The following is a 14950-nucleotide window of genomic DNA, read 5'->3' as shown; positions in this document are numbered from 1 at the left end:
AATCGGCTTTGAAAGTTAGCCAAATGGCTGTATTTCAAGACACCAATCAAACAGTTTCTTCTAGGCAAATAATTAATTTAGCAACCGCAAATGGTGCATGCTGAGCAATGAATCAACAGAAATTTGCGACGCGCCGAAGAGAAGTGTTCCAGATTTCTTCCCCTTTAACGGCTTCGCCAATTGCCTTTTCTTGAGCAACACTGCCTACGGCTATCGCCAGAATGGCCGCACCAACTGAGCTGAGATCTGAGCCCCCCGCTGGCCGCTCTAAGCAATAGAGGCAACAGCAAGCCCTAAGACGCTGCACTGCGGTCTCTCAGAGGAACTACCGCAGTACCTTCTGCCTCACTAAACTAACGTCGTATAACTGGTCACACTGAGAATGCACGATACCGGCAACCTTCGCGCTCAGGTGATCTGTGACTTCAGAAGTAGCATCATCCTCACTTTGGGCTAACCCATTTCCCAAAAACCCTCTGCAATAACTGAAGATGAGAGAGTTATTTCTCAACTTGTCACGCTATCCGCGATACCTCATCGCCTTCTGTCTTGGTTTGCTCAATAACTACATCGAGCCACTCGCCAAGCGTCGCAGTAATCCCGTGACTGCAATAGCCATCATTGGGGCCCTAATAAGTGGATTGATCAGCATTGTCTTAATCATGCATGCCATGGTGTATCCAACATCACTGGCATAGATATGGCACCTGGGCGACGGGTGGAGCGGGTCGCTGCCCTAATCCGCCGAGAGACAAGCGAATTACTCATCCATGGCATCCGCGACGAACGGGTGCATCAGGGCATGGTGAGTATTACGAATGTGGAAGTCTCCGGCGATCTACAGCACTGCAAGATTTTTGTGAGCATTTACGGCGAAGAGATCCAACGCTCTGAAGTACTAGAGGGTCTAGAGGCCGCCAGTGGTTTCCTCAGAGGCGAGCTTGGCCGCAGATTGCAGATGCGACGTGCACCTGAAGTGCACTTTCATTTGGATCGCGGAATCGAGAAGGGAACTTCGGTACTAAACCTTCTTGAGCAATTGGAACAACAGCGAGAAACCCTTGAAGAAGTGCAATCAAAAAGTGATCAACCAACCACTTACGAGACAACCACTTTCAATAAAACGTGAACCCGCCGATCCAGAGCCCCCTTCGACGTCAAGTCGCTGAGTTGCTGGTGGTGCGAGCAAGTGGTCATGCCAGCGATGACCAACGCCGTTATCCAAAATGGGAACTAAGCAACGCTGAGCTAAAACGTCTGCTCGCTGAAGGTGTGGGCGGTGTGATTTTGCTGGGCGGCACAAGCACCGAAATAAGGCATCGCTGCAAGAGACTTAGACAATGGGCGAAAGCACCCCTCCTGTTATGTGCCGATGTGGAAGAGGGTGTCGGTCAACGCTTTGAAGGCGGTACTTGGCTCGTACCGCCCATGGCCCTTGGACGGCTTTATCAAGAAGACCAAGGTCGTGCTGTCAATCTGGCCGAGCGCTACGGCCGCTGCACAGGACACCAAGCTCGACGCTGCGGACTCAACTGGGTGTTAGCACCCGTCTGCGATGTCAACAACAACCCAGCCAACCCTGTCATCAATGTGCGGGCATGGGGAGAAGACACTGCCGCCGCCTCTTCTTTGGCCTGTGCTTTCCAACAAGGCCTTGCAGCAGAAGGTGTGCTGGGATGCGCCAAACACTTCCCAGGTCATGGCAATACGGGAATGGATTCCCATCTGCAGTTGCCTGTACTGGATGACAACCTCCGCCAGCTTGTGGAGCTTGAACTCGTGCCTTTCCAGGCCGTCATGAAAGCCGGCATCGACAGCATCATGACGGCCCATCTATTGATGCGAAACCTCGACGCCTCCTGTCCGGCGACCCTCTCTCCAGCTATTCTCCAAGACCTTTTACGCCGCCAACTCAAGTTCGAGGGCTTGGTCGTGACCGATGCCCTGGTCATGCGAGCAATCACTCAGTCCTATAGCGCTGGCGAAGCCGCCGTGATGGCCTTTGCCGCCGGTGCTGACCTGATTTTAATGCCCGAGAACGCAGATGACGCTATCGAGGCCCTATGCAAGGCCCTCCAGTCGGGCCAAATTCCAATGCAACGTTTGCACGCCTCCCAAGAGCGCCGGCGAAAAGCCTTACAAAAGGTTGGTACCTCCACTGCAAAGCTGGCCCTCAAAGACAGCACAAGCATTGACAAACCCCTGGAACGAGACGAAGACCGTGCTCTCGCCAGAGAACTGGTGACTGCATCGCTAAAAATCCACAATCCAGGACCGGTCACCCCAACTGAGTCAGGCATCAATCTCCTGCGGGTGGATGGAGTCTTGCCATGCTCGGTACTCACAGCCACGGCCCCAGCACTCGTACTGCCCTCTGAAGCTGGATTTCAAAGTTTGCTCTGTCACCCCCTAGGGATCTCTCCCTGGCAAGACGACCCAGATCAGCCTTTAGCTCTAGAACGATTGGGCATCGGCCCAGTAATGCTGCAACTTTTCTTACGCGGGAACCCCTTCCGCGGCGACCAGGATCGCCACGAGCCATGGGTGGCAACCGTCAAGCAACTCCAACAGCAAAAACGCCTCGCAGGCCTAGTTGTCTACGGCAGTCCTTACATCTGGGATGAGCTGATTGAAGTGTTAAATATCGGCATCCCCGCGGCTTACAGCCCTGGTCAGATGCCTGAAGCGCAGCGCCAGGTTCTTACCTGCCTGCTACAACCTGCGCAGGTGCAATCAAGTACCCAAACGCCGCTGTTCCAAGACTTCACTGACTGACGTCTATATCCTCGAGCCAACCTACGAACCAGCTCCAATGCTCAGCCTCTCGATGGTCGTACGCAACGAAGAGAGTCGCCTGGGAGCATGCCTGGCGTCCGTGAAAGGGTTCGTAGACGAAATCGTGCTAGTCGACACGGGCTCCACGGATGCAACAGTGGCCATAGCTGAAGCCGCCGGTGCACGAATAGAGCACCTACCGTGGCCAGGGGACTTTGCCCCAGCCCGTAATGCCGCCATGAACCTGATCACGGGGGATTGGGTCCTTGTTCTTGATGCCGATGAACAACTACGCGCTGAGGCCATCTCAGGCCTACAAAACTTGATGGCTCAGCCTGATGTTCTGGTGATAAACCTGCTGCGCTTTGAGCAGGGAGCAACGATGGCCCCTTATTCCAACGTCAGCCGTCTGTTCCGCCGACACTCGCGAATCCACTGGAGCCGCCCCTACCACTCCATGATTGACGACAGCGTGAGGGATCTGCTCAGCGAAGAACCCCATTGGCGCATCGTCGATTACCTTGAGCCGGCTTTGCTCCACGAAGGCTACCGGCCAGATCTACTCCAAAGCAGCAACAAATCCCAACGGTTGAGGACAGCAATGGAGACCTGGCTGGCTGAGCATCCAGGCGATCCGTATACCTGTGCAAAACTCGGCGCTCTCGAGGTAGACGAAGGGCAAAAAGAACGCGGCATCCAGCTCTTGCGGCAAGGCCTAAAGCAGAACGAAAACACAAATGCCAATCCGATCGAACGCTACGAACTTCTTCTGCACCTAGGCATTGCCCTTGCCCAAGACGATCCCCAAGGAGCCGTCACGGCCTACCGCGAAGCCGTGGCTCTACCCATGGACATCAGAGTGAGCCTGGGAGCTCGCCTCAACCTGGCAGCCCTGCTCATGCAACAAGAGCTACTGGATGAAGCCATCGCACTCACCACCACCGCTACCCAACAAGCCCCGGAAGTCGCTCTGGCGTGGTACAACCTCGGATTAATGCAGCGTCGCCGAGGCAATCTTGTAGAAGCCTTATACGCCTACGAACAAGCGAAACAACTCAATCCTGAGCATGCTGAGACCCACCAAAATCATGCGGTTGCGATGCTCGTCGCTGGGGACATCAATGGTGCCCGCAACAGCTTTAGCAAGGCTATTACGCTGCTCCACCGTCAAGGACGAAGCAAGGAAAGCGAAGGGCTGCGCCATCAGGTAGCGGGCATTGTGAAACTAAATGAGGGAGAGAAATGAGCAGCAAACCCATAGCTCCCCTTCATGGCTGCACAATCATCATGACCCGTGCCCAGGAGCAACAGAGTGAGGCTCGGAGTCGGCTTCATGCCCTTGGATCGAACGTTCTTGATCTGCCCGCTCTTGTGATTGGCCCACCCGACGATTGGCAACCCCTCGATGATGCCTTAGCCGACATCAAGACTTTCCACTGGTTGGTTTTCTCCAGCGCCAATGGAGTACGGGCCGTTGAAGAACGGCTTCAGCGTATCGGCCAATCTCTTGCTAATCGTCCCAAGGGACTAAAACTTGCAGCAGTAGGCCGCAAAACAGCCCAATATCTTGAACACCTAGGAGCTGCGGTTGATTTTGTTCCCCCAAACTTTGTGGCTGACAGCCTGATCAATCATTTCCCAGTGTCAGGCTTTGGACTGAAGATGCTGCTGCCAAGAGTCCAGAGCGGTGGCCGCACCATTCTGGGAGAAGCCTTCCGGGAAAGCGGAGCACACGTGATTGAAGTAGCAGCTTATGAATCCCGTTGCCCAGAAGCAATCCCGGAGGACACGGCCACAGCCCTCGCAAACAGCAATGTGGATGCAATTGCTTTCAGCAGCGGCAAAACCGCTGCACACACAGCAAGTTTGCTCAGCCATCGTTTTGGCAGCGACTGGCTGCAGCAGCTTCAAACAGTCAAAGTTATCTCCATTGGCCCCCAGACAAGCCTCAGCTGTGAGCAGCATTTTGGAAGGGTCGATCAAGAAGCCGATCCCCACGACCTTGAGGGGCTTGTCAGTGCTTGTGTTAAAGCATGCAGGTCGGAGGCTGAGACTTGCCCCCCTGGCTCAGGGTGATGCAGCCGCGCTGAACGTCGATCGATAGCAGCGACCAGCTTGGAGGTAACAGCTGGTCCGCCTCAACTTGACCGGGGCAAAGACCTCCAGGCCCCACGCACAATGCTCCTGATCCATCTGATGTTTGAACAAATGCCCGCTGCTGCCCGCCAACAACCAGGACACCTTTCAGGATGAATCCCTTTGAAGTTGTTGAGCCAACAAGCGGTTGAAAAGGATCCCTTCGACCTGCGAGCACTCGCTCTTGAACCTCTGTGGCCGAAGGCAGTGGTGTGAGCCGATCAGAAAGATCAATCGGCATCACAAACTGCTCAGAACTATCCGTAGCCGATCGCGGTGTTGTAGCCAACTTCTCGGTAGTAGTGCGATCGGTACTGCATCCCGTTAGCGCAACCGTGAGCAGGATCAATGCACTCCTCAACCGCCAGGCGGCTGTCCTCGAGTACTCAGGAGGAAACGCAGTAACCGCTTTCCACAAGATCCCTAAATCTGTCAAGATTGGCCTGGAGCTCACGAGTAACAATCCCTCCCAGGATGCTCGGTTCCATCAAGGGTGCCAAGGGCCTCGGCAACTCGTAAGTAACGCTCAATTTCACAGCTGTACGGTTCTCGCTCTCCGGATAAAAACGCACAGCTCCTTTCGTAGGTAGCCCTCCTATGGATTCCCATTGCAACTGCTGCCCTTCAACCTGCTTGCTGATCCTTGCCTGCCAATGGAAACGAAAGCCCTGAGCAGCCAAGGTCCAATCCGTGAGGCTTGGATCCTCCAGGGTTTTGACAGATTCAATCCAGTTCATCCAGCGGGGCATGGCCTCGAGATCCATCCAGACAGCCCATACCTGCTCAACGGGAGCATTGATATCGCTAGTGACTGTGTGTTCAAGCCAGCGTCCCATCGTTAAGCCACCGCCTGATTGGTGGCCAACTTGGCTGGTTGATGAAGGATCGCCGCCGCCGCCAAATGGCCACTCATCGTGGCACCCTCCATTGAGTCGATGTAATCCTGGCGGGTATAACTCCCCGCCAAAAAGAAATTGCTGACAGGCGTGGACTGATCTGGTCTATAAGGCTCCATCCCTGGGGCTTCTCGATAAAGAGACTGAGCAAGTTTGACGACGTTGCTCCACACCAGCTTGAGAGAAAGAGACGAAGGGAACAATTCACGCACTTGAGCATCGGTGTGCGAAACGATCGTCTCTACGGATTTAGAAATCCAGGGGTCACCAGGAGTGAGTACACATTGGAGTAAAGAACCCAGGCCCTCCCGGCGATAGTCCTCAGGACTTGCCAAGGCCAGATCCGCAAAGCAGCTGAAATCTGCATCAGCTGTATACAAAAGATTATCCAAGCCAACAGGACTCCGGAGATCCCTGCGTGCAGCCTCGTGAATGGGGTCATTACCCAACTCAGTCACCCAGCCGTCGTAACGCAGCTGCACGGTGGCGACTGGCACGGCTTGGAGCTTGTAGATGTCATCAAATTGGGGGAACTTACGCCATGCTTCAGGAAGCAAGCGCTGAATGCCTGGCACATCGCAAGCGGCCAAATAGCAATCAGCTTCAACCATGACATCCCCGTCTGGTGTGCCAAGGCTGAGCCCGGTAACCACGGGAGCTTCGTCATCGCGAAAGTGCACCTCACGAACACGATGGCGGAGATGAAGACGACCACCCCTTGCCTGGATGTAATCAAGAATCGGCGCTGTAAGCCAACGATGAGGGGAGCCTTTAAGCAAATTCAGCTTGGATGCTTCCGTACGAGCTGCAAACATCATGAAAATGGTGAGCATGCAACGGGCAGAGATCGCCTCACAGTCAATAAAGCCAAGGGCATAGGCAACCGGGTTCCACATGCGCTGAATGCTCTGCAGGCTGCCGCCATGACTGAGAAACCACTGTTGAAAACTCACTGCATCGAGAGCACGGATTGTGCTCATGGCCCCCTCGTAATCCACCAGGCCCCTAACAATGGGACTCGTTCCCAGAGCAAGGGCATTGCGCAATTTATCGATCCAGTTCAGCTGAGGAGTCGTAAAAAAAGCCTTGAGACCGTTAAAAGGAGCCCCTAGGACAAAACGAAAATCAAGAGATCGAAGATCACCACCACGATTGACGAACAAATGGGTGTGGTCCTTTGGCAGCAGATTGTCAATGGCACCCACCTTGCGCATCAGCGCAAAAAGATTGGCGTAATTGAAAAAGAAAACATGCAACCCCATTTCGACATGGTTGCCATCTGGATCTTCCCAACTACCAACCTTGCCACCAATGAACGGCCGAGCTTCGTAGAGATCCACGGTATGACCGGCATCAACGAGATCAACCGCTGCAGCCAATCCGGCAAGCCCAGCGCCCACAATGGCGACCCGCACGCGCTTCCTACAAAAATCCTTCCGACTCTATAAATATGGCGGATAGGTTGACTGAATTGGATAGTGCAACGAGAGAAATCCCTCCATAAAATGAATTGAGGTCTGTGCCAGCACTGAATGACCAGCACCACTAATCCTGCAACCCACCACACCGCTACTGACGGCAAAGGCATCCAAATCACCAACACAGCTATGCAGCAGTTGGCCAGGCTCTGCCTTGAGAAGGGGAATGATCAGGTGCTGCGAGTAGGCGTGCGCTCGGGCGGTTGCAGCGGCATGAGCTACACCATGGATTTTGTACCCTCAGCCGATATCCAAGAGGGTGATGAGGTCTATGAGTACACCGCAACCGATGGCGCAAGTTTCCGTGTGATCTGTGATCCCAAGAGCCTGCTGTACATCTATGGGATGCAATTGGATTTCAGCACTGAAATGATTGGCGGCGGCTTCAATTTCACCAATCCCAACGCCAGCCAAACCTGCGGTTGCGGCAGCTCATTCGCTGTCTGAAGTCAATGGCCACCGCTCCGTGGGAATCTGAAGAGACCTAAGCAGTTCTGCTGCATCCGATGGCGTCCACCAACGAGAACCTCTTCGAAACAGCCATGGCCCGGTATCAGTCCGGAGCTGAAGCCAGTGAGCTGATCGAAGACTTCAAAACCATCACAACAACGACGCCCAATCAAGCGGCTGGCTGGACATGCCTAGCCTGGCTACAGCTTCTCAATGCTCAACCCGATGAGGCCCTGCGCAGCGCGCGCACTGCGGTAAAGCTCAACGCCCAGGATCCCCAAGCTCGTATCAACCTCAGCCTGGCCCTGCTGGAAACCAACTCCAAGGGTGTAAGAGATCAAATCGACATGGTGCAAAAAATTCTTGCTGTTGCACCGGAGTTTGCAAAAGACCTCAAGGACTCAATCGCCGATGGGTTACTTCGCAGACCAAATTGGCATGCTTTGAAGAAAGTAAAGGCTTGGCTGGAGCTCTGATTTGGCGAAGCTGCTGCTGTTGAGTAATGGACACGGGGAAGACCTTTCCGGGGCCCTACTAGGCAAAACCCTGCTCAACCTCGGCCATCAACTGGAGGCCCTGCCTTTGGTCGGTCATGGTCATGCCTATACCGAGGCAGGAATCAAAATCCTTGGACAGGCCAAAGCATTCAGCACAGGCGGGCTTGGATACACCAGTTTTCGAGGCAGGCTGACTGAACTGCTCCAAGGCCAATTGTTCTATCTCCTAAGGCGCCTGGGACGTTTGTTGCAGGTGGCAGACCACTACGACCTGCTGGTGGTGATTGGCGATGTGATCCCTGTGATGGCAGCTTGGCTTAGCTGCCGTCCCGTCGCGATCTACCTAGTGGCTTACTCCAGTCACTATGAAGGTCGCCTGCGATTGCCTTGGCCTTGTGGCAGCTGTCTGAAAAGTAAGCGGTTTTTGGGTGTTTATAGCCGCGACGAGCTCACCGCAACAGACCTCACGGCTCAACTTCAACGGCCAGTGAGCTTTCTGGGCAATCCCTTTATGGATCCAGTCCTCACACCTCAAGCACGCTTACCAAGCTGCCGTTATCGCCTAGGACTTCTGCCTGGCAGCCGCCTCCCAGAACTAGAACACAACCTGCTGTTGCTGTTGAAGATGGTGGAATATCTTCCAGAACAACTACTAGCCCGCGATGAAATAAGCCTAGATCTTGCACTAGTCCCAGCCCTAGACGACAGCAGCCTGGCTCAATTAGTCGCTCAACAAGGCTGGCAAATGCAACCTGGTATCGGCAACGCAATACACACCAAGCTTGTGCTCGGTCAAAGACACATCACCTTGCAACGCGACTGTTTCATTGCGGTCCTTCAGAGCAGCGATCTCCTGATCAGCATGGCGGGCACGGCGACTGAACAGGCGGTAGGGCTCGCTAAGCCAGTGCTACAACTTCCAGGAATGGGGCCCCAGTTCACCGCCGCATTCGCAGAAGCTCAGCGCCGACTACTCGGGCCCACTGTGTTTTGTGCTGGTGGGAAGCCTGGCGAAGCGCTCAACCTGCAGAACACTGCCAAACTGACTCTGGAGCTATTGAAACGCAGCCAAGCGGACCCTGACCTGCAACAACAATGCCAGAAGCAGGCCTTGCAAAGACTCGGGGTGGCAGGTGGCGGGCAACGATTAGCCCAAGCCATTACAAACATGCTGACTGAAAGACATCAATGACAACTCCTTCTGCCGATCCCCAATGGAAACAGTGGTTGGACCGACTGCTGATCATCGATGTGTTCCTAGTGATTGCTGGAGCACTCTGGTTTGTCACAGCGATCCTGGCCGCAAGCCAGGGAGTGGAGAAACCAATAGGACTGTTTCAGCAACTCTGGATGCCCCTATTTTTGCCCGCCATCAGCCTGTTAATGACCGCTGCCCTCATCAATGGGGTGTGGGCATGGTGGCTGCGGATAAGGCCTGGCATAGATCGGGATACTTAAACCTGAAACCCAACCCTGCAAGTCGTTCTGAGGCCACCTGTTGACCCTCAAGGACGACACGAGCGCCATCCCCAAGCAAGATCTTGAGGAGCGGACCTGGAACCGGCAAGAGGCTTGGACGACCAAGAGTCTTGCCGAGAACCTCCGCGAACGAAGCCATAGGGACAGGCTCAGGAGCAACCCCATTCACCACACCGGACCAAGCCCGTTCCTTAAGAGCCTTTTCAATCAACTGACACAGATCAGTGCGATGAATCCAACTCATCCACTGAAGGCCACTGCCCACCGGACCACCAATACCAAGCCTGAACACTGGCAGCATCTTGCCTAGAGCCCCTCCTTCGGGCCCTAGAACGATACCGATACGCACTACTACCAATCTGGTAGCAGACGGTTTAGCAGCAGCTGCAGCCTCCCACCGCTCACAAAGGTGAGCGAGGAAATCTTGTCCACAAGGACTCTTTTCCGTGAAGTAGCCATCTGGACTGGTGCCGTAATAGCCCACCGCAGAGGCATTCAAGAGCACTCTTGGTGGTGTCTTGAGTTGACTCATGGCTTTCACCAATGCCCTGGTTGTATCCAAACGACTCGACTCCAGCTCCTGACAATGAGCAGCTGTCCAGCGCTGCTCAGCGATCGGTTCTCCGGCCAGGTTCACCACTCCTTCTACTTGAGCCAAGGCAGTCAGTAGTGGGCCATCGAGCCAACTGTTTGGATCCGCCGGATTAATCTGCAGCCACTCCAACTGCCCTGCCTGGCGCTCTTGATCGAACCCAGAGGCAGCCTTGCGACTGACCAAGATCAACTGATGCTTGGCTGCCAACAACTGGGGGACCAGCTCACGGCCGACAAAACCTGTGCAACCAACAAGTAGAAGGCGCATAAAAGAACTGACGGCATTGGCCGCGAGACTAAGGGGCTGAGAGCGGAGCCTCCAGTGGACTAGCTAGCCCAAGGCGATTTGCAATAGGCACTAAAGCAAATCCCTGGAACAACAATCCGAACAAAACCACCGCCAGGGCTAGGGGAGGCATGGTTTTTCCCCAACTCACCGACGACGAAGCCCAGACCTGAATCGCTAAAGCAATAGGCACCGCACCACGCAGGCCAGCGCAGCACACAAACGTCCGCTGCCCTAACGAAAATGAGCTGCGTAAGAGCAGAAAGTGAACAATCAACCAACGCACCACCTGCATTAAGAGAAACAGTAGGAATGCTCCGCCAGCTGCTCGAACAACGTCCTCAGGGGAAACCACCAGCCCCATACAAAGAAACAAAAGCAGTTCAGCCATTTTTGCAAAACTGGAATGGGCCTCCGCAAGCACCAACTGATCGGTGCTTGAACCATTGCCGAGCACAAGCCCCGCCACATAAGCAGCCAACAAGGCACTGCCACCCATCAAGGTGGTTCCACCTGCAAGCACCATCAACAAAGCAAGACTCACAACTGGCAACATGGAATTGGTATTCAGAGACCTACGACTACCGAGCACCTGAGTGGTGAGACTGCCCCCGAGAAAGCCAAGCAAAATGCCCAAAAGAAACTGACGTAACACCACAGTCACCAAAGCAGCCGGAGCGACACCCTCCCCGCCGGCCAAAGCCATTGCCACCCCTGCCAAAACCACAGCGACAGGGTCGTTGAAGCCCGACTCCGTCTCAATCAGGTCCAAAACAGGCTTAGGCAAGCGTCCAGCGAGAGGCCGCAAGAGAGAAAAGGTCGCAGATGCATCCGTACTGGACAACATCGCGCCCACGAACAAAGCCTGCGGGAACAACACCACCCAACCAGCACTCCCTTCGGCCAAGCCAAATCCAAGCATCGCCAAGGTGATCAGAAGGGCTGTGAATAAAGCACCAAAAGTGGCCAGCCTTAGGGCCGATGGGATCACAGAGCGCGTCTCTGCCCAATTCGTCGTGAGCCCCCCGAAGAAAAGCACTAAAACAAGTGCTGCCTGCGTGATTTGGTCTGCGTGGACCAAGGAAAGCAAGGGAGGGAGCGCATCAGCCGCATCCGAAGCCACAGTCAAATGGTTATCAACCAACAAACCAAGAATCAACACCATCAGGATCCCCGGAACCCTCACGCGAGCCGCCAGGTCATCGAGAAGCACGGCTACAAGCAACAGAGCTCCGAAGGCCAAAAAATAGAGGGCGAGTGAATGACCCAAATCAGAATGTTGGTGATCCTGAGAAGGTTCTAGCCTGAGTCTTAGAGAAAACCACGTCATGGCCGAAACATCTGCACCAGCAAAGGCCACGGCAGCCCTCAAGAAAGGAGCCCTTGTTCGGGTCAATAGGCACGCCTTTAGCAGCAGCACTGAAGCAGCGGCCAGTGATCCTTCTCCCCCCGACTACATTTTCGAAGGTCCAGGTGAACTGCTGGCCGTCAAAGAGGGCTATGGGCAAGTGCGCTGGCGCATGCCTGTTCCGGACGTGTGGCTACGGATCGATCAGCTGGAACCCTTCTCATGAGAAGAGGGCTTTAGCGCTTCCTCAACCTGTTGCACAGCCTTAGGGATCGAGCCTGAGGCCGCAGGCAAACGCCACAAAGCTCCTGCCAAAACCCCACTGAGATCACCAAGACCGGCCAATAAATCATTGGGATGCTTGCGCTGGGCTCGATCAGCCACAGCTGATGCCTGCCAGGGATTCAAGCCCGCCAGGATCACCACACTGCGATAAACACTGGGCCAAGGACTCTCTGGTAGTCGTTTCTCCAAGACGGCGAATTGAGTCGCTGCCTCAACAGGGCGATTCGCCAACACTGCCAAAAGCGCCAATGTCCAGCGGGCATCGGTATCAACAGGATTATCAAGCAAACGCCGCATTGCGGCTTCTCGCACTTCAGTTCGATAACTGAAATGGCCATCCAACATATGTTCGACAGAGACCGCAGCAAAGACTGGCTCAAGCCCTTGAGGTCCCTTCCCCAACCCCTGGGCCAGAGATGGAAAACGCTCAGCAAAGCTTGCTGCCCTAGGGACCCCAGAACTGCGTGCCCAAAGGGAATAGCTGCCGCCAGATTGCCGTGAAAAACGGCGCAGCTCAACAAATACACCACTGCTGCGAACAGCCTGATCAAGGCGTGCCGCAGTGTCTCGAACTGAGCCCTGATCTCCCTCTGCAAGCACAACCCACTCAGCCTGCTGCAGCACCGGCTCCACATCACCTGCACTACTACCAAGCTGGCGACCTACCAATCGACCACCCCGTCTGCGACCGAAATAACTGACATTGTGCTGATTGAGATCCGGAGTACTGGGCACCACGATGATTGTGGTGGGCAAGCCATTGGGATCAGCGCCTCCAGCCGCCCGGACAATGGCCTCCACAGGCCCCTTGTGGCGCTCTGACAAACGAGTGATCTGAGCCGACAAAGCTGAAGGAAGGATGGCCAACAACCCCGCCAAGAGGGTCGTAGACAAAATCAGCCAGGAGCCCTTCAGCCAGCTACGGTTCGCCCAAAGCCCCCATTGCCACCAACCCCTAGCAAGCAACAAAAGCAATGGTGGGAGCAGTGGAGTGATATATCGATCACCCTTATTCGGACTGAGACTGGTGCACAACCAACCAGCCAGCAGAGTCACGATCAGCCAACGCCAAGCCAGTGGATCATCAGAAGACACTGCTCTCTGTGTTGAAGATCCAAGGCTGCGGCAGTGAATACCCAACCAGAGCACACAACCACTGAGACCAACGATGAGCAGAACAGGGCCTAACTGCGCCGGCAACAAACGTGGATACCAAAGCCAGTTTTCAAGGGTCCATAGAGAAGGGTCCCCTTCCCTAGCCGCCGATTCGATCACGGCCCTATTCGTTCCTCCAAGCGTTGTGATCCAGTTGTGACGTAACCAAGGACCCAGGCCGAACAAAAACACACCCACACCTGCCAGCAGCTGAAATCGGGTGCGATTGGTACGACATAAGGCACACCAACTGGCCCATAACAGCGCCGGAAGCAAAACCAACAAAGCGCTTTGCTTTACCAAAAGTGCCGCCGTACAAGCAGCCGCAGCAAACAGGGCCTGTACCCAACGTCCACCTCGCTGTGGATCCCACCAACACCCCAGACGCCATAACGCCAAGGTGACTGCAGCAGTGAGCGGCATCTCCAAAACATAATCCGCGCGCAACTCCAACAAGGCTGGAGCCATGGCAACAAAGACAACGGCAAGCAATGCCATCCCCTGCCCACGCAAACGCAACCCCCATGCCGCAACAGCAACAAGGAGCAGCCCATGCCAAAAGCTAAGGCTCCAAGCAGCCTGCTCCGGAGCATCACCAGCCACTGCCATCACAGTGCCATTCACCAGCGAAGCCAAGGGCGGAATTTTGGGAGAAAGGTCGAGTAAAGCGTTCCATCCCTGCCATTGACCGCCTGGTAACAGGCCTAATGCCCGTCCATGATCAAGAGCGCTGTTGAGATAATCGGCCTGATCCCAAGAGGGAATGCTGGCGTAGTGATGCCACCAGATCCGATCGATGCCCGTAGACAGCAACCAGATCAGAGCAATAAACGACCAAAAGCGCCAGGCAGCTTTCACGAAATCTCCAGCCGACGGCGTTCCTCCTTTAAGCGTAAACGCCGCTTTTTGGCTTCCCGCAACATCTCTCGACCATCGTGGAGATAACTATCGACATAGCCCATCGTGTAGCGCTCCAGCTCAGCCAAAGCATCTTCTACTTGGGAGAGGCAGTGATACAGGCTCAAACCAAAACCTTGTGCGGACGCAGGGATAGGCAAAGCTCGATAAAGCCTATTAACCGTCTCAAGGCGATTACCACTCTGTTCCAGGTAAGTGCAAAAGACCTCCATCAAGGAATCGTCGTAAGGGTCAGCCGAAAGAGAGCGAAACTGAGCAGGGAAAGGATTGATCACTTGCCCCAGCAATCGATCGATCGGGACATAAACCTGCTTGATCCACTGCACAAGAGCCTCATCTTCTGCTGCTGCCTGGCCTTTGGTCGCTCGAGCAGCAGCACTAGCGCGAGCATTGCGAACCCCTCGCTGATGCGCTTCGTCAGCAACTGAAACGCCATGCTTTCTTGTGCGGTCATAGGCGCGTCGATGGTCTGAATCCCCCAAAATCTCCCAAGCTGCATTGAGCGCAAGGATCCCCTGCTCATCTCCACCAGCGTCAGGGTGATGCCTTTTCACCAACTGGCGATAGGCAGCCTTGATCTCAGCCGAGCTAGCGGTGGAGGATACTCCCAACACCTGATAGGGATCTGCAGCCATAGAAACAAGTCATTTGGA

General features: G+C 54.7%; 17 protein-coding genes. 10 read left to right on the top strand and 7 right to left on the bottom strand.

Features of this window, described 5'->3' with window-relative positions:
- Positions 1-491 precede the first annotated feature (491 nt).
- Genes SIB68_RS10340 through SIB68_RS10320 form a run of 5 tightly spaced genes read left to right on the top strand, consistent with a single transcriptional unit; the run spans position 492 to position 4851 of the window.
- On the top strand, positions 492-698 hold the full coding sequence (locus tag SIB68_RS10340; RefSeq protein WP_011827188.1) for a DUF751 family protein: 207 nt from the start codon (positions 492-494) through the stop codon (positions 696-698).
- Positions 699-700: 2 nt separating this feature from the next.
- Positions 701-1129: a 30S ribosome-binding factor RbfA gene (gene rbfA / locus SIB68_RS10335; RefSeq protein WP_063400989.1), complete on the top strand. Its 429-nt coding sequence runs from the start codon at positions 701-703 to the stop codon at positions 1127-1129.
- A complete protein-coding gene (locus SIB68_RS10330; RefSeq protein WP_063400990.1) occupies positions 1126-2775 on the top strand; it encodes a glycoside hydrolase family 3 N-terminal domain-containing protein in 1650 nt (549 codons plus the stop codon). The genes rbfA and SIB68_RS10330 overlap by 4 nt, the downstream gene beginning before the upstream one ends.
- A 37-nt stretch (positions 2776-2812) precedes the next feature.
- Positions 2813-4021: a glycosyltransferase gene (locus SIB68_RS10325; RefSeq protein WP_063400991.1), complete on the top strand. Its 1209-nt coding sequence runs from the start codon at positions 2813-2815 to the stop codon at positions 4019-4021.
- Positions 4018-4851, top strand: coding sequence for a uroporphyrinogen-III synthase (locus SIB68_RS10320; protein ID WP_063400992.1), 834 nt, complete (start codon positions 4018-4020; stop codon positions 4849-4851). The genes SIB68_RS10325 and SIB68_RS10320 overlap by 4 nt, the downstream gene beginning before the upstream one ends.
- Here SIB68_RS10320 and SIB68_RS10315 read toward each other — a convergent pair.
- The 3 genes from SIB68_RS10315 to zds are packed head-to-tail and all read right to left on the bottom strand — an operon-like array spanning position 4802 to position 7222.
- Positions 4802-5347 carry a hypothetical protein gene (locus tag SIB68_RS10315; RefSeq protein WP_236069098.1) on the bottom strand — a complete coding sequence of 182 codons (546 nt, stop codon included), beginning with the start codon at positions 5345-5347 and terminating at the stop codon, positions 4802-4804. The genes SIB68_RS10320 and SIB68_RS10315 overlap by 50 nt on opposite strands.
- Positions 5298-5747, bottom strand: a complete 450-nt coding sequence (locus SIB68_RS10310) for an SRPBCC family protein (protein ID WP_063400993.1) — start codon at positions 5745-5747, stop codon at positions 5298-5300. The genes SIB68_RS10315 and SIB68_RS10310 overlap by 50 nt, the downstream gene beginning before the upstream one ends.
- Positions 5748-5749: 2 nt before the next feature.
- Entirely contained in the window at positions 5750-7222 is a 1473-nt protein-coding gene (gene zds / locus SIB68_RS10305; RefSeq protein ID WP_063400994.1) for a 9,9'-di-cis-zeta-carotene desaturase, read from the bottom strand.
- Between the two features lie 117 nt (positions 7223-7339).
- Between zds and SIB68_RS10300 the strand changes: the two genes are divergently transcribed.
- Genes SIB68_RS10300 through SIB68_RS10285 form a run of 4 tightly spaced genes read left to right on the top strand, consistent with a single transcriptional unit; the run spans position 7340 to position 9690 of the window.
- Positions 7340-7732 (top strand): HesB/IscA family protein, encoded by a 393-nt coding sequence (locus tag SIB68_RS10300; RefSeq protein WP_011827196.1) that lies wholly within the window; start codon positions 7340-7342, stop codon positions 7730-7732.
- Between the two features lie 59 nt (positions 7733-7791).
- Complete coding sequence (locus SIB68_RS10295; protein ID WP_063400995.1) at positions 7792-8211, top strand: hypothetical protein; 420 nt, start codon at positions 7792-7794, stop codon at positions 8209-8211.
- Between the two features lies 1 nt (position 8212).
- Positions 8213-9424, top strand: a complete 1212-nt coding sequence (locus tag SIB68_RS10290) for a lipid-A-disaccharide synthase-related protein (RefSeq protein WP_063400996.1) — start codon at positions 8213-8215, stop codon at positions 9422-9424.
- A complete protein-coding gene (locus SIB68_RS10285; RefSeq protein ID WP_011131337.1) occupies positions 9421-9690 on the top strand; it encodes a hypothetical protein in 270 nt (89 codons plus the stop codon). Before SIB68_RS10290 ends, SIB68_RS10285 begins: the two co-directional genes overlap by 4 nt.
- On the opposite strand, the gene SIB68_RS10280 is transcribed toward SIB68_RS10285, so the two are convergent.
- Both SIB68_RS10280 and SIB68_RS10275 read right to left on the bottom strand, forming a co-directional pair.
- Positions 9632-10573: a TIGR01777 family oxidoreductase gene (locus SIB68_RS10280; RefSeq protein WP_063400997.1), complete on the bottom strand. Its 942-nt coding sequence runs from the start codon at positions 10571-10573 to the stop codon at positions 9632-9634. The genes SIB68_RS10285 and SIB68_RS10280 overlap by 59 nt on opposite strands.
- A 28-nt stretch (positions 10574-10601) precedes the next feature.
- Positions 10602-11921, bottom strand: coding sequence for a cation:proton antiporter (locus SIB68_RS10275; protein WP_081215555.1), 1320 nt, complete (start codon positions 11919-11921; stop codon positions 10602-10604).
- On the opposite strand from SIB68_RS10275, the gene SIB68_RS10270 reads away from it, so the two are divergent.
- Positions 11920-12165 (top strand): NAD(P)H-quinone oxidoreductase subunit O, encoded by a 246-nt coding sequence (locus SIB68_RS10270; RefSeq protein ID WP_011131340.1) that lies wholly within the window; start codon positions 11920-11922, stop codon positions 12163-12165. The two genes, SIB68_RS10275 and SIB68_RS10270, sit on opposite strands and share 2 nt — an antisense overlap.
- On the opposite strand, the gene SIB68_RS10265 is transcribed toward SIB68_RS10270, so the two are convergent.
- Both SIB68_RS10265 and SIB68_RS10260 read right to left on the bottom strand, forming a co-directional pair.
- Complete coding sequence (locus SIB68_RS10265) at positions 12144-14237, bottom strand: phospholipid carrier-dependent glycosyltransferase (RefSeq protein WP_063400998.1); 2094 nt, start codon at positions 14235-14237, stop codon at positions 12144-12146. The two genes, SIB68_RS10270 and SIB68_RS10265, sit on opposite strands and share 22 nt — an antisense overlap.
- Positions 14234-14932: a J domain-containing protein gene (locus tag SIB68_RS10260; protein WP_063400999.1), complete on the bottom strand. Its 699-nt coding sequence runs from the start codon at positions 14930-14932 to the stop codon at positions 14234-14236. The genes SIB68_RS10265 and SIB68_RS10260 overlap by 4 nt, the downstream gene beginning before the upstream one ends.
- Positions 14933-14950 lie beyond the last annotated feature (18 nt).

It is taken from the genome of Prochlorococcus sp. MIT 1323, from assembly GCF_047304905.1.
GTDB classification, from domain to species: Bacteria; Cyanobacteriota; Cyanobacteriia; order PCC-6307; family Cyanobiaceae; genus Prochlorococcus; species Prochlorococcus marinus_D.
This window is presented reverse-complemented; position numbering and strand designations above follow the sequence as displayed.

Bases quoted from the DNA above. Each gene is read 5' to 3' on its own strand.
- SIB68_RS10340 (WP_011827188.1), top strand. From the start codon at position 492: ATGAGAGAGTTATTTCTCAACTTGTCACGCTATCCGCGATACCTCATC.
- rbfA (WP_063400989.1), top strand. From the start codon at position 701: ATGGCACCTGGGCGACGGGTGGAGCGGGTCGCTGCCCTAATCCGCCGA.
- SIB68_RS10325 (WP_063400991.1), top strand. From the start codon at position 2,813: ATGCTCAGCCTCTCGATGGTCGTACGCAACGAAGAGAGTCGCCTGGGA.
- SIB68_RS10320 (WP_063400992.1), top strand. From the start codon at position 4,018: ATGAGCAGCAAACCCATAGCTCCCCTTCATGGCTGCACAATCATCATG.
- SIB68_RS10310 (WP_063400993.1), bottom strand. From the start codon at position 5,747: ATGGGACGCTGGCTTGAACACACAGTCACTAGCGATATCAATGCTCCC.
- SIB68_RS10300 (WP_011827196.1), top strand. From the start codon at position 7,340: ATGACCAGCACCACTAATCCTGCAACCCACCACACCGCTACTGACGGC.
- SIB68_RS10295 (WP_063400995.1), top strand. From the start codon at position 7,792: ATGGCGTCCACCAACGAGAACCTCTTCGAAACAGCCATGGCCCGGTAT.
- SIB68_RS10285 (WP_011131337.1), top strand. From the start codon at position 9,421: ATGACAACTCCTTCTGCCGATCCCCAATGGAAACAGTGGTTGGACCGA.
- SIB68_RS10280 (WP_063400997.1), bottom strand. From the start codon at position 10,573: ATGCGCCTTCTACTTGTTGGTTGCACAGGTTTTGTCGGCCGTGAGCTG.
- SIB68_RS10270 (WP_011131340.1), top strand. From the start codon at position 11,920: ATGGCCGAAACATCTGCACCAGCAAAGGCCACGGCAGCCCTCAAGAAA.
- SIB68_RS10275 (WP_081215555.1), bottom strand. From the start codon at position 11,921: ATGACGTGGTTTTCTCTAAGACTCAGGCTAGAACCTTCTCAGGATCAC.
- SIB68_RS10260 (WP_063400999.1), bottom strand. From the start codon at position 14,932: ATGGCTGCAGATCCCTATCAGGTGTTGGGAGTATCCTCCACCGCTAGC.